The sequence below is a fragment of the Bacillus sp. FDAARGOS_235 genome (assembly GCF_002073415.2).
In the GTDB taxonomy this organism is placed as follows: domain Bacteria; phylum Bacillota; class Bacilli; order Bacillales; family Bacillaceae_G; genus Bacillus_A; species Bacillus_A toyonensis.
On sequence record NZ_CP020437.2, the window covers coordinates 4,798,982 to 4,825,587 of the forward strand.

Annotated in this window: 23 protein-coding genes and 2 pseudogenes; 22 read left to right on the forward strand and 3 right to left on the reverse strand. The window is 36.4% G+C overall.

Features of this window, described 5'->3' with window-relative positions; all coding sequences use genetic code 11:
* Positions 1 to 54: 54 nt before the first annotated feature.
* From A6J74_RS27165 to A6J74_RS27180, 4 genes are all read left to right on the forward strand, one after another.
* Positions 55 to 2,154, forward strand: coding sequence for a vWA domain-containing protein (locus tag A6J74_RS27165; RefSeq protein WP_000702105.1), 2,100 nt, complete (start codon positions 55 to 57; stop codon positions 2,152 to 2,154).
* A gap of 76 nt (positions 2,155 to 2,230) precedes the next feature.
* The gene (locus A6J74_RS27170; RefSeq protein WP_000175115.1) at positions 2,231 to 5,593 is read left to right on the forward strand and encodes a tubulin-like doman-containing protein; all 3,363 of its coding nucleotides are present in this window, start codon (positions 2,231 to 2,233) and stop codon (positions 5,591 to 5,593) included.
* A gap of 57 nt (positions 5,594 to 5,650) precedes the next feature.
* Positions 5,651 to 5,791 (forward strand): hypothetical protein, encoded by a 141-nt coding sequence (locus A6J74_RS27175; RefSeq protein WP_001116187.1) that lies wholly within the window; start codon positions 5,651 to 5,653, stop codon positions 5,789 to 5,791.
* Between the two features lie 497 nt (positions 5,792 to 6,288).
* Positions 6,289 to 7,671 (forward strand): APC family permease, encoded by a 1,383-nt coding sequence (locus A6J74_RS27180; RefSeq protein ID WP_000054729.1) that lies wholly within the window; start codon positions 6,289 to 6,291, stop codon positions 7,669 to 7,671.
* A 79-nt stretch (positions 7,672 to 7,750) separates the two neighbouring features.
* On the opposite strand, the pseudogene A6J74_RS27185 reads toward A6J74_RS27180, so the two are convergent.
* Together A6J74_RS27185 and A6J74_RS27190 are read right to left on the reverse strand one after the other, a co-directional pair.
* Positions 7,751 to 8,245 (reverse strand): annotated as a pseudogene (locus A6J74_RS27185) (Ger(x)C family spore germination C-terminal domain-containing protein); the annotation flags it as partial.
* Positions 8,241 to 9,419, reverse strand: a pseudogene (locus A6J74_RS27190) (spore germination protein); the annotation flags it as partial. The pseudogenes A6J74_RS27185 and A6J74_RS27190, both read right to left, overlap by 5 nt.
* 360 nt (positions 9,420 to 9,779) lie before the next feature.
* On the opposite strand from A6J74_RS27190, the gene fdhF reads away from it, so the two are divergent.
* The 17 genes from fdhF (at position 9,780) to A6J74_RS27285 (ending at position 25,323) form a co-directional block, all read left to right on the forward strand.
* Positions 9,780 to 12,719: a formate dehydrogenase subunit alpha gene (gene fdhF, locus A6J74_RS27200; protein WP_000999391.1), complete on the forward strand. Its 2,940-nt coding sequence runs from the start codon at positions 9,780 to 9,782 to the stop codon at positions 12,717 to 12,719.
* Positions 12,720 to 12,733: 14 nt separating this feature from the next.
* Positions 12,734 to 13,216 (forward strand): helical membrane plugin domain-containing protein, encoded by a 483-nt coding sequence (locus A6J74_RS27205; protein ID WP_000729912.1) that lies wholly within the window; start codon positions 12,734 to 12,736, stop codon positions 13,214 to 13,216.
* A gap of 115 nt (positions 13,217 to 13,331) precedes the next feature.
* Positions 13,332 to 13,676, forward strand: a complete 345-nt coding sequence (locus A6J74_RS27210) for a Na-translocating system protein MpsC family protein (RefSeq protein ID WP_000163332.1) — start codon at positions 13,332 to 13,334, stop codon at positions 13,674 to 13,676.
* 16 nt (positions 13,677 to 13,692) lie between these two features.
* Positions 13,693 to 14,490 carry a formate dehydrogenase accessory sulfurtransferase FdhD gene (gene fdhD, locus A6J74_RS27215; protein WP_000802702.1) on the forward strand — a complete coding sequence of 266 codons (798 nt, stop codon included), beginning with the start codon at positions 13,693 to 13,695 and terminating at the stop codon, positions 14,488 to 14,490.
* Positions 14,491 to 14,510: 20 nt separating this feature from the next.
* Positions 14,511 to 15,527, forward strand: a complete 1,017-nt coding sequence (gene moaA / locus A6J74_RS27220) for a GTP 3',8-cyclase MoaA (protein WP_000836454.1) — start codon at positions 14,511 to 14,513, stop codon at positions 15,525 to 15,527.
* 191 nt (positions 15,528 to 15,718) lie between these two features.
* Positions 15,719 to 16,498 carry a formate channel gene (locus A6J74_RS27230; RefSeq protein WP_000863999.1) on the forward strand — a complete coding sequence of 260 codons (780 nt, stop codon included), beginning with the start codon at positions 15,719 to 15,721 and terminating at the stop codon, positions 16,496 to 16,498.
* A gap of 24 nt (positions 16,499 to 16,522) precedes the next feature.
* A complete protein-coding gene (locus tag A6J74_RS27235; protein WP_000392759.1) occupies positions 16,523 to 17,539 on the forward strand; it encodes a molybdopterin-synthase adenylyltransferase MoeB in 1,017 nt (338 codons plus the stop codon).
* Positions 17,540 to 17,557: 18 nt separating this feature from the next.
* The gene (locus A6J74_RS27240; protein WP_000533691.1) at positions 17,558 to 18,862 is read left to right on the forward strand and encodes a molybdopterin molybdotransferase MoeA; all 1,305 of its coding nucleotides are present in this window, start codon (positions 17,558 to 17,560) and stop codon (positions 18,860 to 18,862) included.
* Positions 18,843 to 19,307 (forward strand): molybdenum cofactor biosynthesis protein MoaE, encoded by a 465-nt coding sequence (locus A6J74_RS27245; protein WP_000531609.1) that lies wholly within the window; start codon positions 18,843 to 18,845, stop codon positions 19,305 to 19,307. The genes A6J74_RS27240 and A6J74_RS27245 overlap by 20 nt, the downstream gene beginning before the upstream one ends.
* Positions 19,308 to 19,311: 4 nt before the next feature.
* On the forward strand, positions 19,312 to 19,548 hold the full coding sequence (gene moaD, locus A6J74_RS27250) for a molybdopterin converting factor subunit 1 (protein ID WP_000628491.1): 237 nt from the start codon (positions 19,312 to 19,314) through the stop codon (positions 19,546 to 19,548).
* Positions 19,549 to 19,666: 118 nt separating this feature from the next.
* Complete coding sequence (locus tag A6J74_RS27255) at positions 19,667 to 20,716, forward strand: P-loop NTPase (protein ID WP_000957522.1); 1,050 nt, start codon at positions 19,667 to 19,669, stop codon at positions 20,714 to 20,716.
* 15 nt (positions 20,717 to 20,731) lie between these two features.
* A complete protein-coding gene (locus A6J74_RS27260; RefSeq protein WP_000752368.1) occupies positions 20,732 to 20,956 on the forward strand; it encodes a hypothetical protein in 225 nt (74 codons plus the stop codon).
* Positions 20,957 to 20,998: 42 nt separating this feature from the next.
* Positions 20,999 to 21,400, forward strand: a complete 402-nt coding sequence (locus tag A6J74_RS27265) for a hypothetical protein (protein WP_000367294.1) — start codon at positions 20,999 to 21,001, stop codon at positions 21,398 to 21,400.
* A 182-nt stretch (positions 21,401 to 21,582) separates the two neighbouring features.
* The gene (locus A6J74_RS27270) at positions 21,583 to 21,831 is read left to right on the forward strand and encodes a DUF1294 domain-containing protein (RefSeq protein ID WP_000871326.1); all 249 of its coding nucleotides are present in this window, start codon (positions 21,583 to 21,585) and stop codon (positions 21,829 to 21,831) included.
* Between the two features lie 92 nt (positions 21,832 to 21,923).
* Positions 21,924 to 22,865: an EamA family transporter RarD gene (gene rarD, locus A6J74_RS27275; protein ID WP_080609737.1), complete on the forward strand. Its 942-nt coding sequence runs from the start codon at positions 21,924 to 21,926 to the stop codon at positions 22,863 to 22,865.
* A gap of 79 nt (positions 22,866 to 22,944) precedes the next feature.
* Positions 22,945 to 23,370, forward strand: coding sequence for a divergent PAP2 family protein (locus tag A6J74_RS27280; RefSeq protein WP_000447810.1), 426 nt, complete (start codon positions 22,945 to 22,947; stop codon positions 23,368 to 23,370).
* A 99-nt stretch (positions 23,371 to 23,469) separates the two neighbouring features.
* Positions 23,470 to 25,323: a terpene cyclase/mutase family protein gene (locus A6J74_RS27285; RefSeq protein ID WP_000928185.1), complete on the forward strand. Its 1,854-nt coding sequence runs from the start codon at positions 23,470 to 23,472 to the stop codon at positions 25,321 to 25,323.
* A 74-nt stretch (positions 25,324 to 25,397) separates the two neighbouring features.
* Here the strand turns inward: A6J74_RS27285 and A6J74_RS27290 are convergent, their stop codons facing one another.
* Complete coding sequence (locus A6J74_RS27290) at positions 25,398 to 25,547, reverse strand: YfhD family protein (RefSeq protein WP_001035815.1); 150 nt, start codon at positions 25,545 to 25,547, stop codon at positions 25,398 to 25,400.
* A gap of 285 nt (positions 25,548 to 25,832) precedes the next feature.
* Here A6J74_RS27290 and fabG point away from each other — a divergent pair, with 285 nt between their 5' ends.
* Entirely contained in the window at positions 25,833 to 26,573 is a 741-nt protein-coding gene (gene fabG, locus A6J74_RS27295) for a 3-oxoacyl-ACP reductase FabG (protein ID WP_000506443.1), read from the forward strand.
* The last annotated feature ends 33 nt before the right edge of the window (positions 26,574 to 26,606 follow it).

The window sequence follows — 26,606 nt, forward strand, 5'->3', positions numbered from 1 at the left end:
CCTCTCATAAATTTAAACATAGGAATTTGTCTACAAAGGTGGCGAAGCCTCATCATGAAAATTCGAATTTGTGCCACATTCATGTTGTTTCTATTTATATGGTTACATCCTTATTGGACTTTTGCAAAAGGAGAGGAGGCAAAGGAAAGGGTCGTTTCACTTGTATATGATGATTCGGGCAGCATGAGAAATAACGATCGCTGGAAATATGCCAATTACGCTTTGCAAAGTTTAGTTGCGCTATTAGATGAAAAAGATACATTTTCTTATGTTCCAATGAGCAAGCCGAATAATCCGTTAAACATTTCGTTAACGAAGGATAAAAGGCAAACAGAAATTGAAGGAATTGGAGCGTGGAAAACGTATTTAAATACTCCTTTTAGCGCAGTAGAGACGGCGATGCAATCTATAAAAAAGGAAGCAGATATAGATGGAAAACGTGAATTTTGGCTTATTGTATTAACTGACGGGGCATTTAATGATCTAGAAAAAGATAAAGTTGGCGGAAAAGAACAAATTACAAAGAAACTAACAGACTTTAAGAAAGAAATGGATGTAAAAAAGATATCTTTACATCCTATCTTAATTACGATGGAAGAGGATTTAGGGCAGCAAGAAAAAGAACAATTAAATACGTTTAAAGAAATATGGAAGAAAGAGATAAACGGAGTTACAATGCCGTCAAGCGGAGAGGATGGTATTGTAAAAAGTGTAAATCAAGTGGCAGCATTAGTTGCGAATCGTGATCCATTCTCCTCCGTTGAATCGATTGTAAAAACGAAAGTAGTAGGAAAGAAAGTAGAGATTACAACGCCGTTCCCATTAAAGCGTATGACACTTGTACGACAATCGCCTTCGCTGTCTAATTATCAGGTCACACAAATTTCGAAACCATTACAGTTACAGTCTTCTTTTTCCATACATGCACCCGGAGAAGCGAAATTATTCGGAAATATAGTTCATATAAGCACGGAAAATCAGGAAGTCATTAAACCAGGAACATATACGATAGAAGTGGATCGGGATATTGAGAAAGAAGGATTGCAAGTACTTGTTGAACCAGCGCTTAACTATACGGTTTCTACTTATGACAAAGATGATAATAGTCAAAAAAATGTTGAACAAATGTACGAAGGTGTTACTGCTGTTATTGAAGCAAAGCCTACTGAGTTACCAATTCAGTCTTCTTACTTTCAAGCAGAAGTAGAAATAGACGGAAAACAATATCCGATGAAGTGGAACGATAAGAGGCATGTGTTTTATTACGAAACGAAGATTGGTAAAGGGTTAGTACGTGGAAAAGTTCATATGAATATAAAGGGATTTTACAGACAGACGAAAGAATTCAAAATTGAAACAACAGAAAAGCCAAAATTATCACTTCAAACTGTTACGAAAGATTATGAAGAAAAAGTAACGAATTTAGAGAATAGTAAACCGTTTATTTTACAACCAAAGTTAGATGGTAAGCCGATGACAGAAGGGGCTGTAAAGAAACTATTAAAATCTACTGGTGTCACATCTAAACAATCAATCAACTATGAAATAAAACAACGTGGTAATCAAATTTACGTTTATCCTCGTCCTTATTACTCCGACACATTCAATTTCACAGATACTGGCACCGTAGAAGCTACCATCGTTATACAAGATGCGAAATTACAAGAAGTAAAGAAGCAAATATCACTCCATATTCAAAGTGCGCCGTTTTATGAAAAGTATGCGCTTATTTTTAAGTTTGTCATTCCTATCACTTTATTGCTGCTAGTAGTAGGCATAATCGTTTTAGGATGGATTGTTCGTCCAAGATTTCACCGGAAAGCACTATTGTATTACGAATGGGATCAAGAAGTAGCGAAAGATTGGTTATATCAATCTGAACCAGAATTACTTCGAAATAAATGGTGGAAACATTATTTTGGTATCCCATTTCGAGCAGAAAGAAAAACTGTGCAATCCGTTACGTTTATAGCGAAGAAAGGTTCGAAATCTGTCTTTGTAGCGAAAGAGTCACAAGTAGTAGGAATGATTATTGATGGGATGTTTATAACAGAGGAAGAAGTAGGAATGGAGCATAAGACACTATATCCAAATGAACTTTTATTAATTGATAGAGGATATGGTAAGGAGATTTACAAATATGAATGTGAATAGTAGGTAGGGATAAGAGGGGAGTCTTAGCTTTCTTTCCCTTTCTTTTTAAACAAGCAAGAATAGGAAGGTGGTTCACATGACATTACAAGTTCCAACGATATTAATTGGATTAGGTGGAATCGGTAGTACTGTGACGCATCAAATATATGAAAAACTGCCTGAAGAGCGCCGAAAAAAGGTAGCGATGCACGTATTTGATACAGATGTGAATACATTGAGTAAATTTGATCATATTCGAAAGTTTAAGACACAAACGAGTTCAAGTAAAACGCCTAGAGAGTATATTGCAGGAGATCCAACGATTCCAGAGTGGTTTCCAATGGATCCAACTATACTTGATAAACCATTAACAGAAGGAGCAGGACAGTTACGCGTCATTTCACGTTTAGCGTTACGTGCTGCGATGAAAGAAGATAAATTGACGTCCTTTTGGCAAGAAATTGAGAAGATTTTTCCGGTTACAAGTGATCAAACGGAATATGGTGTGCGAGTTATTATTGTAACATCACTAGCAGGCGGAACAGGTTCGGGGATGTTTCTGCAAATTGCATTATATTTACGTGAAATGCTTCGGAAAAAACTGCAGCATCATAACATTTTAATACGCGGTGCATTTTTAATGCCTGATGTGTTAGTGAAGACGAGAACGGTTAGTGCGAAAGAATTTGAAACGGTGCAAGCAAATGGTTATGCGTCTTTAAAAGAATTGCATGCCATTACGCTCGGTTCAACTGGAGAATTATCAAAACGCGGTGGTGTAACGATTGAATTAGAATACCGTCCGGATCAAGTAGATGAGGATGGAAGAACGAATCATACGATTAAACAACATCATTTACCGTACAATTATTGTTTCTTATACGATTACGAAAACTTACATGGACACCATTTACACAATTTATCGGATTATATGGAGCAGATGGCAAATACGATTTATTTACAGTTATTTAGTCCGATGTCCACAAGTCATTTTGCACAGGAAGATAATCAAATTCAGCAATTGGCAGAATCAAGCGGGAAAGGACGATATTGCGGGGCAGGAACAGCAAAGCTCATTTATCCATATGAACATGTGTTAAAATATTGTGCTTTAAAATGGGCTGTGCAAGGTTTAGACGAATCGTGGCTTCATTTGGATCAACTCTTTCAAGAAAAGAAGCAAAGGTACGACCAAGATGTAAAACGTGGTATGCAGCGTGAAAAGCCAGAGCGTGGCAAAAGTTATTTAGAGGATTTAGAACATCTTGCTACCCGTCCAGAACAAGCCCATATTTTCTATAGACAAATGTACAATGAAACGCGTGAAGGAGCAGAGGGCGGTAAGCTCGGAGTTGCGAAATCTAAACTGTTTTTAGAAGCTGTAGAAAGCTATGTACAGCGCACAGTGCAAAAAGATGAGGAATTAAATCGTTTGCAGCACGAGTGTAAAATTTCAGCTGCGAAACTAAAAATGATGGAACAAATGAAAGGAGAAGTAGCGAGAGTAGATCATGCGGTTCGTTTATATGCGTATGCGATTCCGAGCCGTGTACATGAACATGTAACGACACTTTTATATGACATGATTGAATCAGACCGTTTTTCACCAAGTGGGTCTGAAGGACAGTCCTATCAATTAAATACATGGTTTTTAAAGAAAACAGACCCTGTTCATCCAGTAGCAGCGCGTTTTATGTTATATGAAATTCGAAAGCAGTTAGTAGAAAAAATGAATCGACTACATGAAAATAATGAACAGAAGCGTAATGTAATTCAAAATTATGATAAAAAATTTAATGTAGGTAATATAGATGGAACGGTAACTGCTGTACGCCGCGTTGAAATCGCTCAGCAACAAGGTTGGTTTGGAAAAATGGTGAATAATCAACAACGTTTATTTAAAAAAGAATTTGAAGATATCGTAACGCAATATGTACACAAATTAAATGAGTACAGAAAAGAAATGCTGTTAGAACTCGTTTATCAATCGTTATATCAAGCAGTTAATAAAATGATTCAATATTGGGAAAGGTTTTTTGATAATTTACATGAAACACGTGAAAATTTATTGTTTGAAATTCAAAAAAGAAGTAAGGAGTTTGAAGGGAAAACAAACCCAACGAATGTATACGTATTAGCGGAAGAGAAGTTGCAAGAAAAAATATGGCAAGATATGCAGCAACATTTAAATTTAGGTGTATTGCCGAAAGATATATCAGCAGAAATTTATATGAGTTTGTATGGGGAATATTGTCGGGATGCGAAAACGGAAGAGATTCAATCGAAAAAGGTAGAAGATTTTTATCGTGAACATATATTGAGCTATTGTTATGATGAATTACAAGTACGTTATCGTGATAAATTAGAACTTAATATTATAGAGGCATTGCGAAAAGAAGCGGATTATAAGAAGCGTGATCGTGATGAATACGTTCGTGAAAAAATTGAAGATCTGTTCCATTTAGCTAGTCCATTCGTGCCGAAAGTTTCTCACCATAGGGAATTACAATATTGGGGTATACATCCAACTTTAAAGAAAGAACTGCAAGAAGAATTAATTCAAGAAATGTTTAAAGAAAAAGATACAGTACATGAAGCTTTTTCACCATTTGAAGTGATCTGTTACCGGGCACATTACGGTTTATCATTGCAAGATTTTCCTAAATTATCATCAGGACACATTGCGAACGGTTTTATGAATGATAAAGGTGACTACTTCCAATCATATTATCGCCGTGTGAACAAATTAAATAGTAAAAAATCTAGTTTAACGCCGCATTTAGATAAGTATTGGCACTTACCAGCCTTTATGCCCGACTTGAATGCGACTCAAACGAAGTTAGACTACGATAAATGTAATCGTGCCCTTCTATATGCGTATATGTATCGCTGGATTAGTTTAGTTGCTGTTGATGGGCAGTTTGTGTATCAATATAACGGCGTTGGACGTAGCTTCTTAATTCAGTCGATGGGGAAAAATATTTCAAGTGAAAGTTATAAATTACACAGAGCATTACTTCATAATCCGTTTATTTATGAAAACATCTTGTCCAGATTTGAAGAAGAGCAAGAAAAGGCAATGATTCAAGGTGGACATTTATATACACATCCGTTCGTATTAGGAGCTCAAGATGTAAGATGGCTTAGAAAAGAACATGTTCACAATCTTTTAGATATGATTTTAATGTATGACCGTGAGGCGAAGTATGATCCGACGTTAGAAGAAACGTCAGATGAATTATTAAGATTATTCCTTGATGAAATCGAACTATACTTCCAAAACTATTACGGTACAGGTGCAGATATGGTTGCGAAGAAAGAGAAAGAAATGTTTATTAAACAATTGTGGGATCGTTCGTATGCGAAAGGGTATGTGGATCCAAATAGCGCTCCTTATAAAAAGTGGCAAAATTTATTAAGTGTTCAAGATGAAGAAGAAACGCCAAAAACGAATGTATAATGAATGAAAAGGGAATCCTTAAAAGTGGCAATACAACTTTAGAAAAGAGGGATTCTGATGCCGTTTTTAGGAAGTGTATATCAAATATTTGGATTGTATCCAGAACTTTATTATGGAATGATTTCAGCTGAGATAGAAGAAGAAGCTCAGAAAGAGAATCTTGAAAATAGTAGTGCAGAAGCTGAAATGAAAGAATAAAAAAAGTGCAGATGAAAATCTGCACTTTTTTATTCGCTTAAAAAGGTTGCATAACTTCAAATGAATTATTATTTAAAGATAGTATTTTGATTAAAGGTATGATGATTTCATTTGAATTCTATGTAATGAAAATTGTATGAAAATCAGTGAGGGAAAATGAATATGAACATGAAAACAGAAAAAAACAATGTTTTCGAGAAAATAATTATGTTTAAAAATAACATTTGATACATAATTAACCGTCTTTGTTTAATTAATTATATTGTTGACAATATAATTAATTGTATGATAAATTCAATCAGCATTCTTAGAGATGTATTTTCGCAATAATTATTTTTAAAATTTACTATGAGTTAAAAAGATTGATTTTTCTGTTTTTAAGTTTGCTAAGTCTATAAGAGAAAAGGAGTAAATTGTGTATAATTTTATTTTCTAAACAGAACAGTAATAAAGATTGTAATTAGTAAGAGATAAACTTGAAAAAGAGGTTTCAATGAATGAGTCTTTTAATAAAGAAAACAATGGATGAAGAAAAGAAAAAAGTATTGAATCAAACTTTAGGAGCGATTGATTTAACTCTTTTAGGAATTGGAGCGATTATTGGTACAGGGATTTTTGTATTAACTGGTATCGTAGCGGCGAAACATGCTGGTCCAGCGATTGTATTATCATTTATATTAGCGGCCATTGTATGTGCATGTGTAGCTTTCTGTTATGCTGAATTTGCATCTGCAGTCCCAGTTTCAGGAAGTGTATATTCGTATACATATATGACATTAGGTGAGATTTTTGCATTTATAGTTGGTTGGTGTGTGATGTTGGAGTACTTATTAGCAACTTCTGCGGTGGCAGCAGGATGGTCAGCTTATTTTCAGTCATTGCTACTAGGGTTTAATATTCACATCCCTACAATCTTTGCATCAGCACCTGGCATGGGGAAGGGTGGAATTATTGATTTACCAGCAGTTCTGATTATTTTAGTTGTAACATTTTTATTAAGTCGTGGTGTAAAAGAAAGTGCCCGAATTAATAATATAATGGTTATTATTAAACTGGCTGTTATTGTAGGATTTATTATTGTAGGGACACAATATGTAAAACCAGAAAATTGGCAACCATTTCTACCGTTTGGTTTTCACGGTGTGGTAGGAGGAGCAGCCACTGTATTCTTTGCTTTTTTAGGATTTGATGCAGTTGCAACAGCTGCAGAGGAAGTGAAGCGTCCACAGCGTAACGTACCGATTGGGCTACTTGTTTCTTTATTCATTTGTACCGTTCTATATGTAGGAGTTTCATTCGTGTTGACTGGAATGGTTCCGTTTACGGAATTGAATGTTGCTGATCCAGTTGCATATGCGTTGCGCACTGTAGGAGAAGATAGAATTGCTGGCTTGTTATCGGTGGGGGCAATAGCGGGGCTAACGACAGTTCTGTTAGTAGCTATGTTTGCATTTGTTCGTGTATCTTACTCGATGAGTCGAGATGGGTTGTTACCAAACAGACTTTCCAGTGTTCATAAACGTTTACAAACGCCATTTTTTAATACATGGGTTACAGGTATACTAGCAGCTTTATTAGCGGGATTAGTGGATTTGAACTTATTGGCTAATTTAGTGAATATGGGAACGATAACAGCATTTGTTTTTGTATCTATAGCTGTCATTGTACTAAGAAAGACACATCCTAATATGAAAAGACCATTCCGTGCTCCCCTAGTACCTTTTTTACCTATCGTTTCAATAGTAAGTTGTATATATTTAGCTTTGAACCTTTCTAAGCTTACTTTAATTAGTTTTGTGGCATGGATTATAATCGGTGTTTTTATATATTTTATATACGCAAAAAAACATAGTAATGTTAGAAACGGAAATAGAGTATAGTCTGTTGAAATAATACTTGTCATGTAAATGAAAACACGCTATCTGTTCTTTATACTTATAAGAACAGATAGCGTGTTTTTTATTTAATAATCCCACTTTCTAAAATTTTGATAGTCGGTGTTACTTTTGCGCTAGCTTTGGAAAAGGAATTAGGCCAATCGTCTTCAACCTTCTTCCATTCTTTATATTGAAAAGCCCTCGCATAATCACCAAATCCGAATGGATCCAGTTGCTGTTTTTGAATTTTGTGAATTAATTCGTTTAAATCTTTGTTTAGTTGTTTTGCGATAAATGAAGTTAATTTCTTTTTATCTTTATCTAAATCCATATTGAATGTAATCTCAGATATAGCAATTTTTAAATTCATTTTAATATTAAATTTGAAACGGTTATCGCTATAGCCTGAACGAATGTTACGATTCATGCTAAGAACATTTATAGTTACGAAATCGTTGCCTTCTGTATCTTTTAAATTACTATTACTTTCAACTCGAGTAGAAGGGATCTTCATTGTAAGAGAAACTGGTGTATTAGCCTTCTTTTGTAATAGAAGAAGTGCGCTTTCATAACGATTTCACTGCAGCCTGTCCAATTACAATTCCTCCTACGACGCCGATCGTTTGTCCAACGGGACCCGGAAGCCGAACCGCAGCTTCACGGAGCATTTCAAGTACTAATTCCATCAAAAGTGCTTCTAATATAGGTGGAAAAGGAATTTTAGCACGAGACTCGCCGATTGTTAACAATAATTTAAGCGGAATCACTTCATAATGAAAGGAAATCATAGCAATATAAAGAGCAGGAGCAAAAATTGCAATAAATAACCCTGTGAAACGAAGGAGACGTATAAAAGATGGAATCATTGGCCTGAAGCTGTAATCATCTATTGTTTGAAAAAAAGCTGAAAAGGTCATAGGTCCAATTAATACGCCGGGTGAGCGATCTACAACAACAGCGATTCGCCCATTCAAAATGTGATGGGCCGTCGTATCAGGACGTTCGGTTATTGATAATTGTGGAAAGAGCGTGTATGAATTATCTTCAACAAAACCTTCTAATTCACCGGTAGTAAGAATAGCATCCACTTTTATTGATTCAATGCGGCATGTCATTTCTTGTATGACATCTTCGTTTGCGATGTCTGCTAGGTAAAGTAAAAAAACTTTAGAACTTGCTCGCTCGCCAACGGTGAATTCCTTCACCTTTAATTCGCGATTTGGGATATATCGGCAAATAAGAGCGAAACTGTCGCTCGCTACTTCATTAAATCCTTCATGTGAGCTTTTTATTGATGTCTCTGTTGTAGGTTCTTCAATGCTTCTTTTTGGTGCCGCTTGCGTATCTAGTTCTAAAGCTGATAGTTGCCCATCTATAAATAAAATACTTTTACCATGTAAAAGGGATTGTTCAATGTCTGTCCACTTCTGAACCTTTTTTATATTTCCGATAGAAACGGAAGATTCCCAAAAATCGTCCTCATTCCACTCTTTAAATAAAAGAGGACGAAGAATATCTACATTAATAACAGTTTTATCTACAAGTCCTTCCATATATATAAGAGCAACCTCTTGGCCGTTTTTTAACGGAAAAGTACGTGTAATTAATTCTGGAATACCACTAAATAACTTGGACAAGTGTTTTAAATTAAGTGGAAGAGAAGAAGAAATAGGCTTATGTAATGTATGATCAGCTTGCTCTTGTGCAGAAAAAGATTTTTCACCGCGTATCCATTTGTTAAAAGACCCCATTTGTTCACTTTCTCCTTGTTATGTTTTATCCCGGATTAACGGGCTGCCCGTAAAAGCCCGATTGGTTAAGGCTGATTAAAGTTTCACTTTATATGGGTTATTATGGATAGTTGCATGCAGACATATGCGTAGTTTAAATTACATATTGTATATTTTTAACTTTAACGCTATAATAATAGTGTTAAAGATGGAATCGTGATATGACCTGTTATGAATCTATCGTTTTATTTATGAATAAATGGATTGGTATTTTAGCAAGATGTGCTAATACACTACTCCACCATGATGATAACGTGCCCAAAATGTGGTGCGTATATTTTCGTGGTGGAGTTTTTTTATTCTCAAAAAGGGGGAAAGACCATGAATGACAACATGGTTCATATTACAATTGACGGAAAAAAGTATACAGCGGAGCCCGGTTCAACGATATTAGGCATCATTAATGACAACGGGATTGAACATCCGCAAATTTGTTATGTACCAGAAGTAGACCCTATTCAAACGTGTGACACTTGTATTGTAGAAGTTGATGGAAAGTTGATGAGATCTTGTTCGACAGTGGCGACGGAAGGTATGGACATTGAACTCGGTTCTGGTCGTGCGAAAGAAGCACAAACAGAGGCGATGGATCGATTATTAGAAAACCATTTATTATATTGTACGGTATGTGACAACAATAATGGGAACTGTAAACTGCATAATACTGCAGAATTAATGGAGATTGAACATCAAAAATATCCTTACGAACCAAAAATAGATGTAAGTGAAGTTGATATGACTCATCCGTTTTATCGCTACGACCCTAATCAATGTATCGCATGTGGTCAATGTGTAGAGGTGTGCCAAAACTTACAAGTAAATGAAACGATATCTATCGACTGGGAAGCCGAGCGTCCTCGTGTTATTTGGGATAATGGTGTAGATATCAATGATTCTTCATGCGTGAGCTGTGGGCAATGTGTAACGATTTGTCCTTGTAATGCTTTAATGGAGAAATCAATGCTTGGTGAAGCTGGATTTATGACGGGATTAAAGCCGGATATTCTTGAACCGATGGTAGATTTAATTAAAGAAGTTGAGCCTGGATATAGCGGTATTTTTGCGGTATCAGAAGTGGAAGCGGCCATGCGTGAGACTCGTACGAAGAAAACGAAAACAGTATGTACATTTTGCGGTGTCGGTTGTTCATTTGAAGTGTGGACGAAAGGGCGTAAAATCCTTAAAGTACAACCATCTTCAGATGCGCCAGTTAACGCAATTTCAACTTGTGTAAAAGGGAAATTTGGTTGGGACTTCGTAAATTCTAAAGAACGAATTACGAAACCATTAATTCGTAAAAATGGAACGTTTGTTGAATCTACATGGGAAGAAGCACTGAATGTAGTTGCAAATAAATTAGGCGCTATTAAAGAAGAGTACGGCAAAGGTTCTATCGGATTTATCTCTTCCTCTAAAATTACGAATGAAGACAATTATGCCATTCAAAAATTAGCTCGGCAAGTATTTGGAACGAATAATATTGATAATTGCTCACGTTATTGCCAATCACCAGCAACGGATGGTTTATTCCGTACAATTGGTATGGGCGGTGATGCAGGAACGATTAAAGATATTGCGCAATCTGGTCTTGTTATTATTGTAGGATGTAATCCGACAGAAGGTCATCCTGTTTTAGCTACACGTATTAAACGGGCACATAAATTACACGGACAAAAGTTAATTGTAGCGGATCTTCGTAAAACAGAAATGGCAGAGCGATCAGATGTCTTTATTAGTCCAAAACAAGGAACAGACCAAGTATGGTTAATGGCTGTTGCGAAATATATGATTGATCAAGGTTGGCATGATCAGGAGTTTATTAATGAAAATGTAAACTTCTTTGAAGATTTTAAAGAGAGCTTAAAAGAATATACACTTGAATATGCAGAAGAAGTAACAGGTATTTCAACAGAAACACTTATCCAAATGGCTGAAATGATTCGTGATGCAGATGGTACATGTATCCTTTGGGGTATGGGGGTAACGCAAAATACAGGTGGTTCTGATACTTCCGCTGCAATTTCAAACTTACTTCTTGCAACAGGGAATTATCGTCGTTCAGGTGCAGGTGCCTACCCACTTCGAGGTCATAATAACGTACAAGGTGCTTGTGATATGGGAACTTTACCAGGATGGCTTCCTGGATATCAGCACGTTACGAACGATATGGAACGTACGAAATTTGAAATGGCTTACGGAGTGGAAATTGATAGTGAACCAGGTCTTAATAATATTGAAATGCTTCACGCAATTGAAGAAGGAAAGATGAAAGCTATGTATCTTGTCGGAGAGGATATGGCTCTTGTAGACTCGAATGCAAATCATGTACATGAAGTGTTATCAAGCCTTGATTTCTTCGTTGTACAAGATGTTTTCCTTTCTAAAACTGCTCAATACGCAGATGTTGTATTACCGGCAGCACCATCTCTTGAGAAAGAAGGTACTTTCACAAATACAGAGAGACGTGTGCAAAGATTGTATCAAGTTCTTCCTACGCTTGGTGATGCGAAGCCAGACTGGTGGATCGTGCAGGAGATTGCGAATAAATTAGGTGCAAACTGGAATTATAGTCACCCAAGTGAAATTTTTGCTGAAATGGCAAGCTTATCACCGCTATTCTCACAAGCAAACTATGAAGTACTTGAAGGATGGAATAGTTTCCATTGGGGAAGTTTTGATGGAACGAATACACCGCTACTTTTCCAAGATGGATTTAATTTCCCAGATAAAAAAGCGCGTTTTGCGATTGCTGACTGGGTACGTCCAGCTGAATTCCCAGCGGAGTTCGACCTTCACATTAACAACGGTCGTATGTTAGAACATTTCCATGAAGGAAATATGACAAATAAATCAACAGGTATTCAAACGAAAGTACCTGGCGTTTTTGTTGAAGTTTCTCCAGAACTTGCAAAAGAACGTGGCGTGAAAACAGGTTCATTAGTGCGCCTTGTTTCTCCTTTTGGAGCACTAAAATTACGGGCACTTGTAACGGATCGTGTAAAAGCGAATGAGTTATATGTACCGATGAACTCTACAGATAATGAATCGGCAATTAATTTCTTAACAGGCCCTGCTGTTGACGTACGTACGAATACACCTGCTTATAAACAGACGAAAGTGCGCATGGAAGTGTTAGAAGTTAATGGCGAAAATCCGATGCCAAAAGCGAACCCGCGTAATAAAAAACGTCATCCTCAAGCTGGTATTGAGGTAGATCGTAAGTGGGCACGTCCAGGGTATGTACATTTAACGGATAAGTAGGGAGGAGAAAAAATATGGCTGCACCTATTAAAACGATTCAAAAACATGAATTAACTGAGGAAGAAATAAAACAGCAAAAGTTAGAGGATTTAAAGGAGCTTCTAGCTAATAATGAAGAAGCTTTAAATCAAATGTTTCATATTGTCGGGGAATTAAATGATATTGGCATGCTAGAAGCAGCAAATTCTATGCTGAAAGCGAAAGAACCAATCGCAAAGATCGTTCTCGGTCAAGTAACTCGTAAACCTGTTACAAATTTAATTAATAATATGATGGGTGCTGCAGGTGCTTTAACAGAACTTGACCCAGAACTTACGAAAAAACTTATAGGTAGTTTATTAGTAGGACTGGAAGAAGGTAATGAGCATCTAGAAAGTAATAAAAAAGTGGGGATATTCGATCTTATGAAAGTATTAAAAGATCCAAATATTAACCGTGCTATCGGGTTTGGTCTTCATTTCCTAAAAGGTATGGGTAAAGGATTAAAAGACGAATAAACTTCATGAAGTTAACCTTTTCGTCCAAATATTTGTACGAAATAGTTTGGGCGAAAAGATCATTTTGGTAAAATATATAATAAAGTAAAATGAGGCTTTTAGGAGGTATGATTTTATGACGAAAAAGGTACATGAATTTAATGATATGATACGAAAACTCCGAAAGGAACTATTCGGAAAAGGACCAGAACGAATTCATACTGTATTTGCTGAAAATATGGCGATTGCAACACTGTATGGGAACTTAACACCTACTGAGAAATTCATTTCAAGTACGATGGATGGCGCGGAAATGGTTCATATGGCTAGAACGAAAATGATTCAAGAAGTTTACGCTGCGAATTCTCGTGAACATTTGGAGGAACTTGTTGGAGCGAACTTAGTGAACTTATTTTCAGATATGAAAGTAGAAGAAGATATTGCTGTTTCGGTATTTGTTTTTGATAAAAATATAACGTGAGAGAAGGATGCTGATCGTGAAACCGATACAGGTAGAAAGAGAAGTTTTCCGTTATGAACAAGGGGTGTTTAAGCATATAGAGGACAGCATTGTAACAGAGTTTCCAGTCACAATTAAAATGAACGGACAGGAGTTTGTTACAATGGTTAGTACTCCAGAATATATAGAAGATATGGTAATAGGCTTCTTAGCATCTGAAGGAATTATTCGGAAGTATGAAGATATTGATCACATATGGGTACAGGAGAAAGAAGGATTTGTACATGTGACGACAACAAAAATAAACCCGTATTACGAACAAATGCAAAATAAACGTTATATTACTTCGTGCTGTGGTATGAGTAGGCAAGGGTTTGTTTTTGCAAATGATGCACTAAGCGTAAAGAAAATGAATGGTGTCCATGTAAAGGTTGCTGTCGAAGATTGTTTTCGTTTAATGAATGAAATGCAGCAATCTGCGGATACATTTCGACATACTGGCGGAGTGCATAACGCAGCTTTATGTGATGTAAATGGTATTATTTTAGGCCGAATGGATATTGGTAGGCATAATGCGCTAGATAAAATTTACGGTTATTGTTTAAAAAATAATATTTCTATAAAAGATAAAATCATTGTTTTTAGTGGTCGTATTTCTTCAGAAATATTATTGAAAGTTGCAAAAATCGGCTGTGAAATTATACTGTCAAAATCAGCGCCAACTGAATTAGCTTTGCAGTTAGCGGAAGAGTTAGGGATTACTACGATAGGGTTTATTCGTAATCAGTCTTTAAATATATATACGCATCCAGAACGTGTTTTAAATATAAAATAAGTAAAAGTGAGGCAAGGAAGATGAAATCAATTACATTAGACAAATTGCATCGTCCGTTAAAGGATTTACGTATTTCAGTTACTGATCGCTGTAATTTTCGCTGTCGATATTGTATGCCAGAAGAAATATTTGGTCCTGATTATTCGTTTTTGTCTAATGATAAAATTTTATCTTTTGATGAGATTGAAAGGATAACACGTATTTTCGTTTCTTTAGGTGTGAGAAAGTTACGGATTACAGGCGGAGAGCCGTTACTTCGAAGAGGGCTTCCAGAGCTTATTGAGCGGCTTAATAAAATAGATGGTGTGGAGGATATCGGTTTAACAACAAATGGATCGTTACTTAAAAAGTTTGCACCTGATTTATATAAAGCGGGGTTATCACGTGTGACAGTTAGTCTGGATTCCTTAGAAGAAGAGCGCTTTTTCTATTTAAATGGTAATAGAAGCAAAGTGCAAAGGGTTCTTGAGGGTATACAGGCTGCGGCTGAAGTTGGTATGAAAATTAAAATAAACATGGTCGTTCAAAAGGGGAAAAACGAACAGGACATCTTGCAGATGGCGCAATACTTTAAGGAAAATAAGCATATTCTTCGTTTTATTGAGTATATGGACGTTGGAAATTATAACGGTTGGGAGTTAGGTGAAGTTATTTCCAAACAAGAAATAGTAAATACAATTCGTGAAGTTATGCCGTTAGAACGGATAGAAGCAAATTATCCAGGTGAAGTAGCTACTAGGTACCGTTATATAGGCAGTGATGAGGAAATAGGTATCATTTCATCTGTAACTGATTCTTTCTGCTCATCATGTACGAGAGCTCGCATTTCTGCAGAAGGAAAATTGTATACTTGTTTATTTGCTTCTAAAGGAAATGATTTGAGAGCATTGCTTCGATCGGGGGATACGGATGAGGAAATTACAGCTGTAATTCACGACATTTGGAATAATCGAGAAGATCGATATTCAGACGAACGCTTAAGTCATACTAATAAGAAAACAATGCCTAAAATTGAAATGTCACATATCGGTGGTTAATATATAAGGCTGACATAATAGTGGAAAATGGAAAGTGTGCAAGAGATGTGGACTTTCTATTTCATAGTAAAAGTGATGATTGATCTCTCTGTAAAAGATGTGCAGAGACATTAAGCAGCATTCAAAAACCTTTATTTTCAGGAGGTTTTTTGAAGCTGCTTTTTTATTTGGAGAAAATGGAGGAATTGGTAATGGCATTTCATAAACCGGAACAAATTGCTGAACTCGTAATCGAGGCCGGTGTTCAAAAAGTAAGCCAGACGCTGCCAGCAATGCTTATTCTCGGTTTTTTAGGAGGAGCATTTATATCATTAGGGTTTTTACTTAACATTCGAGTATTAGGTAATTTGCCGGAGCATTGGGGAAGTTTAGTGAATGTTTTAGGAGGAGCAGTGTTTCCTATTGGGCTTATGCTCGTAGTGTTAGCAGGAGGAGAATTGATTACAGGAAATATGATGTCACTGTCTATGGCGCTTTATGCAAAGAAAATTACATTGATAAGTGTACTGAATAATTGGGCTTGGATTACTGTAATGAACTTTGTTGGTGCAATTTTCGTTGCGTATTGCTTTGGACATCTTGGCGGATTAACAGAGGGAGATTATTTAAATAAAACGTTAGCGATAGCGGAAGGAAAGTTACACGAATCGTTTGGGAGAACTTTAATTTTGGCGATTGGTTGTAATTGGCTCGTTTGTCTTGCGCTTTGGCTCGCTTACGGGACGAGTGATTTTGTCGGAAAGATAATTGGGATTTGGATTCCAATTATGGCATTTGTAGTGATTGGATTTCAACAAGTAGTAGCAAATATGTTTGTCATATCAGCGGTTATTTTTGCAGGTCATCTGACGTGGCTGGACCTCGCTAAAAACTTTGTTCCTGTTTTTATCGGAAATGTCATTGGAGGAGCTGGATTTGTAGGGTTTGCTTACTTTGCTTGTTATCAAAAACAAGACTCTAATGTGAAATAGATTTCTTGAAAGGAAGGGTATGCAATGGAGGAGCGGTATTCTCGGCAACAGTTGTTCAAACCAATCGGGAGTAAAGGGCAAGAAAAAATTCGGAATAAGCATGTGTTAATTGTAGGAGCAGGTGCATTAGGAAGTACAAGTGCAGAAAGTCTCGTGCGTGCAGGTATTGGTAAGTTGACAATTATTGATCGTGATTACGTAGAGTGGAGTAATTTACAAAGACAACAACTTTACTCTGAAGAAGATGCAAGAGGGAAAATCCCGAAAGCAATTGCTGCTAAAAAACGGTTGGAACAAATTAATTCAGAAGTACAAATACATGCTTTCATAATGGATGCAAGTGTAGAAAACATGGAAGGGCCATTAGAAAATGTCGATGTAATCATTGATGCTACAGATAATTTTGATATTCGATTTATCATAAATGATTTATCACAAAAACATAATATTCCGTGGGTATATGGATCTTGTGTTGGATCGTACGGTATGAGTTATACGATTATTCCGCAAAAAATGCCGTGTTTACATTGTGTACTGAAGAATGTTCCCGTTATAGGTGTGACGTGCGACACGGCTGGGATTATTAGTCCAGCTGTTCAAATCGTTGCGGCATATCAAGTGGCAGAAGCACTCAAAATTTTAGTGGAAGATTACTCAGTAATTAGAAAGACGTTTTTCATGTTTGATATATGGAGTAATCAAAATCATTTTATAAAACTAGGAAAAATAAAAACGGACGATTGTCCATCGTGCGGTTTAAATCGAGCTTATCCTTATTTATCATACGAAAACCAAACGAAGGTAGCTGTTTTATGCGGAAGAAATACAGTTCAAATAAGATCAATAGAAAATAGGCAATACAATTTTGATGACGTAGAAAAAGTATTAAAAAAACTTGGGGAAGTAGAGCGGAATCCATATTTACTATCTTGTCAATTAGAGGATTATCGCGTCGTTATTTTTCAAGATGGTCGTGTGTTCATTCATGGTACAAACGAAATTCCAAAAGCGAAACAACTATATTATCGCTTATTCGGTTAATAGAAAGGATTGTCAATAATGGGAAGAAGAGTGCCAATTACGGTTGCAGAAGCTATTCGAAAAGTGATGGGATTTGCTAACAATGGCTTAAAAGAGCTACTACCTATTGAATTAGCTTACGGACGTATGTTAGCGGAGGATTTAGTAGCTGATCATGACGTACCTTCATTCAATCGTTCACCGTATGATGGGTTTGCTATTAGAGCAGAAGATACGAATTTAGCAAGTTATGAAACGCCAATTGTATTTGAAGTAGTTGGTGAAATTGGTGCAGGATCACTATTCGATGAGAAAGTAGGTTCGTTTCAAGCAGTTCGAATTATGACAGGAGCACAAATTCCAAATGATTGTGATGCGGTTGTTATGTTAGAACTGACTCGTCAATATGAGGATAATGGGAACGATTATATGGAAGTGAAACGCTCATTCAAAACGGGTGATAATATTTCTTTTCAAGGTGAAGATGCTCGTAAAGGAACGGTGCTTGCAAAGAAAGGATCGTACATTAATCCAGGTATTTCAGCTCTTCTTGCTACATTCGGTTATAGTGAAGTGCCAGTTGCGAAAAAGCCAGTAATTGGACTATTAGCGACTGGTAGTGAATTACTTGATGTAAATGAGTCGTTAGAGCCAGGGAAAATTCGAAATAGTAATACGTACATGATACTGTCTCAAATTCGAAGAGTGGGCGGAAGAGTAAAATACTTTGGGAAGTTTAGTGATGATTTTGATACGTGTTTTACAGCTGTGAAAGATGCGTTAAGTCAAGTAGATATGCTCATTACAACGGGCGGTGTATCAGTAGGAGATTACGATTATTTACCAGCTATATATGGAAGGTTAGGTGCATCCGTTCTTTTCAATAAGGTTGCAATGCGACCAGGAAGTGTAACGACTGTAGCACAATTAAATGGCAAGCTATTATTTGGTTTATCAGGAAATCCATCAGCATGTTATGTAGGATTTGAGTTGTTTGTAAGACCATGTATTCGTGCGTATATGTTTAGTGAAAAAGCGCATTTGAAAAGAGAAAAAGCATTATTAGGAAAAGATCTTCTGAAACCAAATCCATTTACAAGATTTGTACGAGCAAAACTGACATGTAATGAAGGGCAATTAATTGCATATCCATCAGGATTTGATAAGTCTAGCTCGGTTTCTTCATTAGCAGAATCGAACGCTTTTATCGTATTGCCAGGCGGGACAAGAGGATATAAAAAAGAAATGTTTGTCGATGTTCTTTTATTAGAAGATAACGAAGGTAGTGAATGGCTTTGGACATTTTATAAGAGAGGTGTTTCTAATGGGGCAATCACTATTTGAGATTGTAGAAAAACCAATTTTAGTGGAAGAAGTAACGAATAAAGTCGCAAGAAGAGAAGCGGGTGCGATTACAACATTTATTGGTACGGTGAGAGAATTAACAAAAGGAAAACGAACGCTACATTTAAAGTATGAAGCATATAAACCGATGGCAGTAAAACAACTTACAAGAATTGGTGAGGAAATTAACGGGAAATGGCCGGACGCACAAGTAGCCATTACGCACCGTGTAGGGCTGCTGGAAATAATGGATATTGCGGTAGTTATTGCAGTTTCATCACCGCATCGTAAAGTAGCTTATGAAGCGAATGAGTACGCGATTGAACGCATAAAACGCATCGTTCCAATTTGGAAAAAAGAATTTTGGGAAGATGGAACGATGTGGATTGGAGATCAACTTGAAAATACATCATATCCAGAAGGAAAACCGAAGAAGGAAGAATGAGAAAATGATTACAATTTTACTGTTTGCAAATTTGCGTGAGGAAGTCGGATCGGATCAATTAATAATTTCAGAAAAAAAAGAAATGACTGTTGGACAATTAAATGAATGGTTGAAAGATAGTTATCATTTGCAATCTTTGGATACAGTAATGGTTGCAATTAATGAAGAGTTTGTAACGAATGAAGAGATGATAAAAGCTGGAGATATCGTCGCATTAATCCCGCCTGTAAGTGGGGGATAATAATGCTTTCTCGCAACGATGACTATTAAAGACATTAAAAAATAGATGGAAACTTTCATCAGTTGAAGTAATAAGAAGATGCTATATATAAATTAGAATAAGAGAAGGGATGAGCTCTATGCTTACTCAAGAACAAATAATGAACGCATTACAACATGTAGAGGATCCAGAGTTACACAAAAGTGTTGTAGAATTAAATATGGTTAGAAATGTACAAATACATGGAACAGAGGTTAAGCTTGAAGTAGTGTTAACCATTCAAGGTTGTCCGTTAAAGGCGAAAATTCAACAAGATGTGGAAGAGTCCCTTCACGCAATTGGTGCATCTAAAGTGGATGTAACATTTGGTTCGATGACACAAGAAGAAAGAGCTATGCTAACAGAAAAATTAAAGAAAAATAGTAGAACAGAAACAGGTATGCCAAGCATGCTCCGTCATGATTCAGGTGTACATTTTATTACTGTAACGAGTGGGAAAGGCGGAGTCGGAAAATCAACGGTGACAATTAATCTTGCTACTGCCTTAGCTAGAATGGGTAAAAAGGTTGGGATTTTAGATGCAGACATATATGGTTTTAGCATTCCGGCTATGATGGAAACGAATCAAAAACCAACAATGATTGATCAAACAGCAATTCCAGTCGTTAGTCATGGTGTTAAAATTATGTCAATGGGATTTTTTACAGAAGGAAATAATCCAGTCATGTGGCGTGGACCGATGTTAAATAAATGGATTCAAAACTTCCTTGCGAATACACACTGGGGAGATTTAGATTATTTACTTCTCGATTTACCACCTGGTACAGGAGATGTTGCCATTGATGTTGCAGCGATGATCCCACAAGCGAAAGAAATTATCGTTACAACGCCGCACAATGTAGCTTCATTTGTAGCTTCTAGAGTAGGTGTAATGGCAAAACATACAAAACACGAGATTGTAGGAATTGTGGAAAATATGGCTTATTACGAAGAGCAAGATGGATTTAAAAATTATCTCTTCGGAAAAGGGGGCGGCGAAATGTTAGCAGAACAATTGCAAACGGAAGTAATTGCACAAATACCTTTTGCAAAACGTGAAGAAAATAACGATTCATCTGTATATGATGAAGACTCTCTCGTTGGAGAAGTATTTACTGCATTAGCAGAAGATATTATTTATAGAGGATAGAGGAGGAAGTTTAATATGGCATGTAATATTGATCATTCTATTGAAGATGTAATGAATAAGCTTGAAAGTCAAAAGGATTTTTTATCTGAAATTCTTTTCAAAGATTTGAATGGATTTTTGCAAAATAAACATTCACAGGAAATATTAAACGACATCTTTCATTTATTAAAAAAGTATGACTTAGTCAGTGAAGAAGAACGAGAGAAGAGAAATGCACAATTATTGCACATTATGAATTAAATACTCTCTGGCTTTAAAGTTTTTTCAGAAGGGGTGAATGTGATGGATATGAAAAAGATGATTGAAACGATAGAAACAACAAAAGTGACTGACGTAGAATTATCGATTCATACTTTACATCAAATGCTTGTGAAACTGTATAGCGAAAAAAATGTTACAAATTATACAGAGCTCTTAAAATATAGTTTGTCTTTATCTATAAATCTTAAGTTAAATCTTGTGTTGAAATATTTTGGTGTGCGTCCGATCGTTGCTTCTGATGAACGTATGCAATTTCAAGAGATATTTAAATGTTTAGCTAAGCAAGATGATAATGGGGAATGGTTTTTGAATTTCGTTTCTTTATATGTAGGGTTAATTGTTGTTCTTCATTTTGATGAGAAAGAGATTGAGAGAAGTTTTTTTGATGATGTGGTTGTGGTGGGTGAAGGAAGTGAAATATAAAGTTCTGTTCATAACATCTTTCTTTTTAATAGTTGTAATCGCGCTTTATATTGATTATATAAATGTAAAGATAATCAATTAAAATAAAGGAATGAAACTAGTTTGCTAAAAAGTGTTCTTCAGTTGTTTCTATCGTTTTTTCATGTTACCATTAAGCGAATTTTTCATAGGGAGAGAAAGCGATGAAATGGATTTATTTTATTATTATTAATGTTATAGCTTTTAGCCTTATGGGGCTTGATAAACGAAAAGCCAAGAAGAAACAGTGGAGAACGCCAGAAAGCACGTTGTTTTTATCAGCGGCAGCTGGAGGAGCGGTTGGAGCTTGGATCGGTATGTATATGTTTCACCATAAAACGCATAAAAAGAAATTTGTTTTCGGCATACCGTTACTTGTTGTAATAACGGTATGTTTATTTTTCGCTATATGAGAAATGTCGAAAGAATTACAGATTGATTATTGGTAAAGTGAGCATAAGAAACCGTATAATGGAGAAAAAATGAGAAGAGGAGAAAAAGGAAGATGGGGAGTCAATCAGCACAGCAAAAAAAAGGGATTATATATGCGGCTGGTGCTTATACGATGTGGGGAATCCTACCGATTTATTGGAAATGGGTTGAGGAAGTTCCAGCAGATGAAATATTAGCACACCGCATTGTTTGGGCGTTCGTTTTTATGTTAATCGTATTAGCTGTTACGAAGAGGTTTCGCCAGTTTATTGGGGAATTTGTGAATCTTTTTAAACGACCTAAATTATTAATGTCATTAACAATTGCTTCAATTTTGATTAGTGGGAACTGGTTTGTCTACATATGGGCCGTTAATCATAATCATGTCATTGAAGCGAGTCTTGGGTATTATATTAATCCACTTATTAGTATTTTACTTGGTACAGTCGTATTAAAGGAAAAGTTAAACTTTTGGCAATATGTTGCAGTAGGTTTAGCTGGAGTAGGGGTTATCATTTTAACAGTACGTTTCGGGGCTATCCCGTGGGTTTCTTTATCACTTGCCTTTTCATTTGGATTATACGGATTAACAAAAAAATTGTTAAACTATGATGCGACGATTGGGCTTACGATGGAAACGATGTTAGTGACGCCGTTTGCGTTCATTTATCTCGTTATGACAGGGGTACATGGTTTCGGTTCATTTGGAGCTATTTCAATGCTATCGACGTTACTTTTAATAGGAGCAGGTGTTGTTACAGCGCTACCACTATTTTATTTTGCAAAAGGAGCACAACTTATTCCGCTTTATATGGTAGGCTTTTTACAATATATTGCGCCAACGATTAGTTTAATTTTAGGTGTATTTGTATTTGGTGAACATTTTACAACTACTCATATGATGGCATTTTTCTGTATATGGGTTGCTTTATTTGTATTTTCAATAGCGAAGACAAAATTTTTAGTGCAGAAACAACCGAAATTTATAAAAAATAAATCAGCAAAAGTATCATAATGCGTAGTATTTTCTACGCATTTTTCTTTATACTGATACTATATAGAATTTCCATTATAGCTAGTAGGGAGCTGAGAACATGGAAACAATTTTACATAATGATCCGCTGATGGCTGCTGTAATTTCGTGGTTTATAGCACAGTTAACAAAAGTAGTCTTTAAATTAGTTAAAACGGGTGAATTTGATTTTGCAAAATTTTTTGCTTCAGGTGGGATGCCAAGTTCTCATGCTTCAACTGTTACAGCGCTTGCGACAGGTGTTGGAGTTGTGGAAGGTGTGGAAAGTACCATATTTGCAGTGGCTGCAATCTTTGCAATCATTGTTATGTATGACGCTTCAGGAGTAAGGCTTGCGGTAAGTAAACAGGCGAAAATATTGAATGAATTTTTTCATGGTAAACAAACAGAATATAAGAAGTTAAATGAGCTTGTCGGACATACACCGTATGAAGTAGTAGTCGGTGCTTTATTAGGGGTTATTGTCGGAGTGGGATATTGCTTATGAGCAGAACATAATATGTGTTCTGCTTTTCTTTGTTTTTACACATATTCGGTTGCTTTTTTGAATATCGTTATACGGATTTCGAAAGGGTAGGTGAATGCCTTGTTATTATATGGAAAAGTGCATGAAGAAATAGCGAGAAGGACAACTGCACTTCAAACGATGCAAAGGCAAGATGGTACGTGGAGATTCTGTTTTGAAGGAGCACCATTAACTGATTGCCATATGATATTTTTATTAAAATTATTAGGTAGAGATAAAGAGGTAGAACCATTTGTAAAAAGATTAGCTTCACTCCAAACGAATGAAGGGACATGGAAATTGTATGATGATGAAATGGGGGGCAATTTATCTGCTACCATTCAATCTTATGCTGCCCTACTTGCTTCGAAAAAGTATACAAAAGAAGATGCGAATATGAAGCGAGCGGAAATGTTTATTACAGAACGTGGGGGAGTGGCGCGTGCTCATTTTATGACGAAGTTTTTATTAGCAATTCATGGAGAGTATGAATATCCTTCGCTCTTTCATTTGCCAACACCGATTATGTTTCTGCAAAATGATTCCCCACTCAGTATATTTGAATTAAGTAGTTCGGCACGTATCCATTTAATTCCGATGATGTTGTGTTTAAATAAAAGGTTTCGTGTAGTGAAAAAGTTACTGCCTAATTTAAATCATATTGCGGGCGGGGGCGGAGAATGGTTTCGGGAGGACCAATCTCCAATGTTTCAAACATTATTAGGTAATGTGAAACAAATTATATCTTATCCGCTTTCCTTACATCATAAAGGAAATGAGGAAGTAGAACGTTTTATGAAAGAGCGTATCGATGAGAATGGGACGTTATATAGTTACGCAAGTGCTTCGTTTTATATGATTTATGCTTTACTTGCGCTAGGACATTCTATTCAATCGCCAATGATTCAAAAGGCTATAACGGGGATAACATCTTATATATGGAAGATGGAAAGAGGGAACCATTTACAAAATTCCCCGTCAACTGTATGGGATACAGCATTACTTAGTTATGCGTTGCAAGAGGCTCGTGTTTCGAAAGAAAGTAAAATGATTCAAAATGCGTCAGCATATTTATTAAAAAAACAACATAAGAAAAAAGCTGATTGGAGTGTGCATGCGCCCGCGCTTATTCCGGGCGGTTGGGGTTTTTCTGATGTGAATACGACAGTTCCTGATGTTGATGATACAACAGCTGTGTTAAGAGCATTGGCACAAAGTAGAGGGAACGGAAATGTGGATGATGCTTGGAAGAAAGGGACGAATTGGATTAAAGGATTACAAAATAATGATGGTGGTTGGGGAGCATTTGAAAAAGGCGTGACAAGCAAGTTATTAGCGAATTTACCAATCGAAAACGCAAGCGATATGATTACGGATCCTTCTACACCAGATATTACAGGCAGAGTGTTAGAGTTTTTCGGGACATATACGCAAAATGAATTGCCCGAGAAACAAAAACAAAGTGCAATCAACTGGTTAATGAATGAACAGGAGGAAAATGGATCGTGGTATGGAAAATGGGGCATTTGTTATATATATGGTACATGGGCAGTGATGACTGGCTTACGGGCGTTAGGAATTACTTCTGCTCACCCTTCTTTAAAACGAGCAACTTTATGGCTTGAACATATACAGCATGAAGATGGTGGCTGGGGAGAATCTTGTCAAAGTAGTGTGGAAAAAAGATTTGCTACTTTACCATTTAGTACACCATCGCAAACAGCATGGGCTTTAGATGCTCTTATTTCTTACTATGATAAAGAAACACCAGCTATTCGAAAAGGTATTTCATATTTGCTTGCGAATCCTTATGTAAATGAAAAATATCCTACTGGAACAGCTTTACCAGGTGGGTTTTATATTCATTACCATAGCTACGCTCATATATATCCGTTACTTACTTTGGCGCATTATGCAAAAAAATATAAAAAATAAACCGAGAGATGTTTCTCGGTTTATTTTGTTGGGTAGTAGGTCCCTGTTGAAAAGAATAAGGTTATGATTTCCCCTTATTTTTCTGTTGACTGGCGTTTTTGACGTGCATCAGCGGCATTTGCACGTGCGTTTGCTTCTAAGTCGTTGTGGTCAGCGAGTTCACGAGAGAACTCAACATCAATACCATCAGTGGCTTTGCTTTGTTTGAAATTTTTTTTGTTCATTCGACACAATCTCCTTGCACTTTATCCCGCATAGCGGGTAGTAAAACTCCCACCTCAAAATTCAGATGGAACAAAGAAGCTAGGTGGGAGATTAACTGCCCGTAAATGCCCGATTGGTGAGGGCTGATAATCAGTGGGGGATGAACAAACTTCCCACTGATTAAAGTTTCACTTTATGCGACGTTGCAAAGTTAGTTTGACACAAATAGACTTTTTTATACAAAGAGGATTTGGAAAGCAAAAAGCCGAAATATACAGTATAAGTAATAGAAATGGGGGATAGGGATGGGATTTTTAAATGGGAAAACAGCTGTTGTAACAGGTGGCGCCCAAGGAATTGGAAAAGAAATTGCACGAGTTTTTGCTAGGCTTGGGGCTAAAGTTTTAATTAGTGATGTAAATGAAGAAAAACTACAAAAAACGACACGTGAATTATCGGACGAAGGATATGAAGTAAGCTTATATCGATGTGATGTAAGTAATCAAAATGAAGCGAAATCATTAATTGAGTATGCAGTTCAAAAATTTGGGACACTGCATATTTTAGTAAATAACGCTGGAATTACAAAAGATGCAATGTTACATAAAATGGAGAAATCAGCTTGGGAACAAGTATTACAAGTAAACTTAACTGGCGTTTTTTATTGTATGCAGCCAGCTCTTCTTTATATGAGACAACAACAATATGGGCGCATTATTAATATTTCTTCAATAAGTAGAGAAGGGAATATTGGACAAGCAAATTATGCGGCAACGAAAGCTGGCGTTGTCGGTTTAACGAAAACAGCAGCGAAAGAAGTTGGAAGCTTCGGTATTACTTGTAATGCAATTTGTCCAGGATTTATGGATACGGATATGACAAAAACAATACCAGACAAAGTAAAAGAAAAAATGGTTGGAGCAATTCCGGTTGGTAGAATTGGAACGCCAGAAGATATTGCGAACGCGGCGGCCTTTTTAGCGTCAGAATACGCATCCTATATTACAGGGGAAGTATTAAATGTGAGCGGAGGGCTGCAAGTTTAAAGGAATACATAATGAAAAGAACCTGACCGAGTG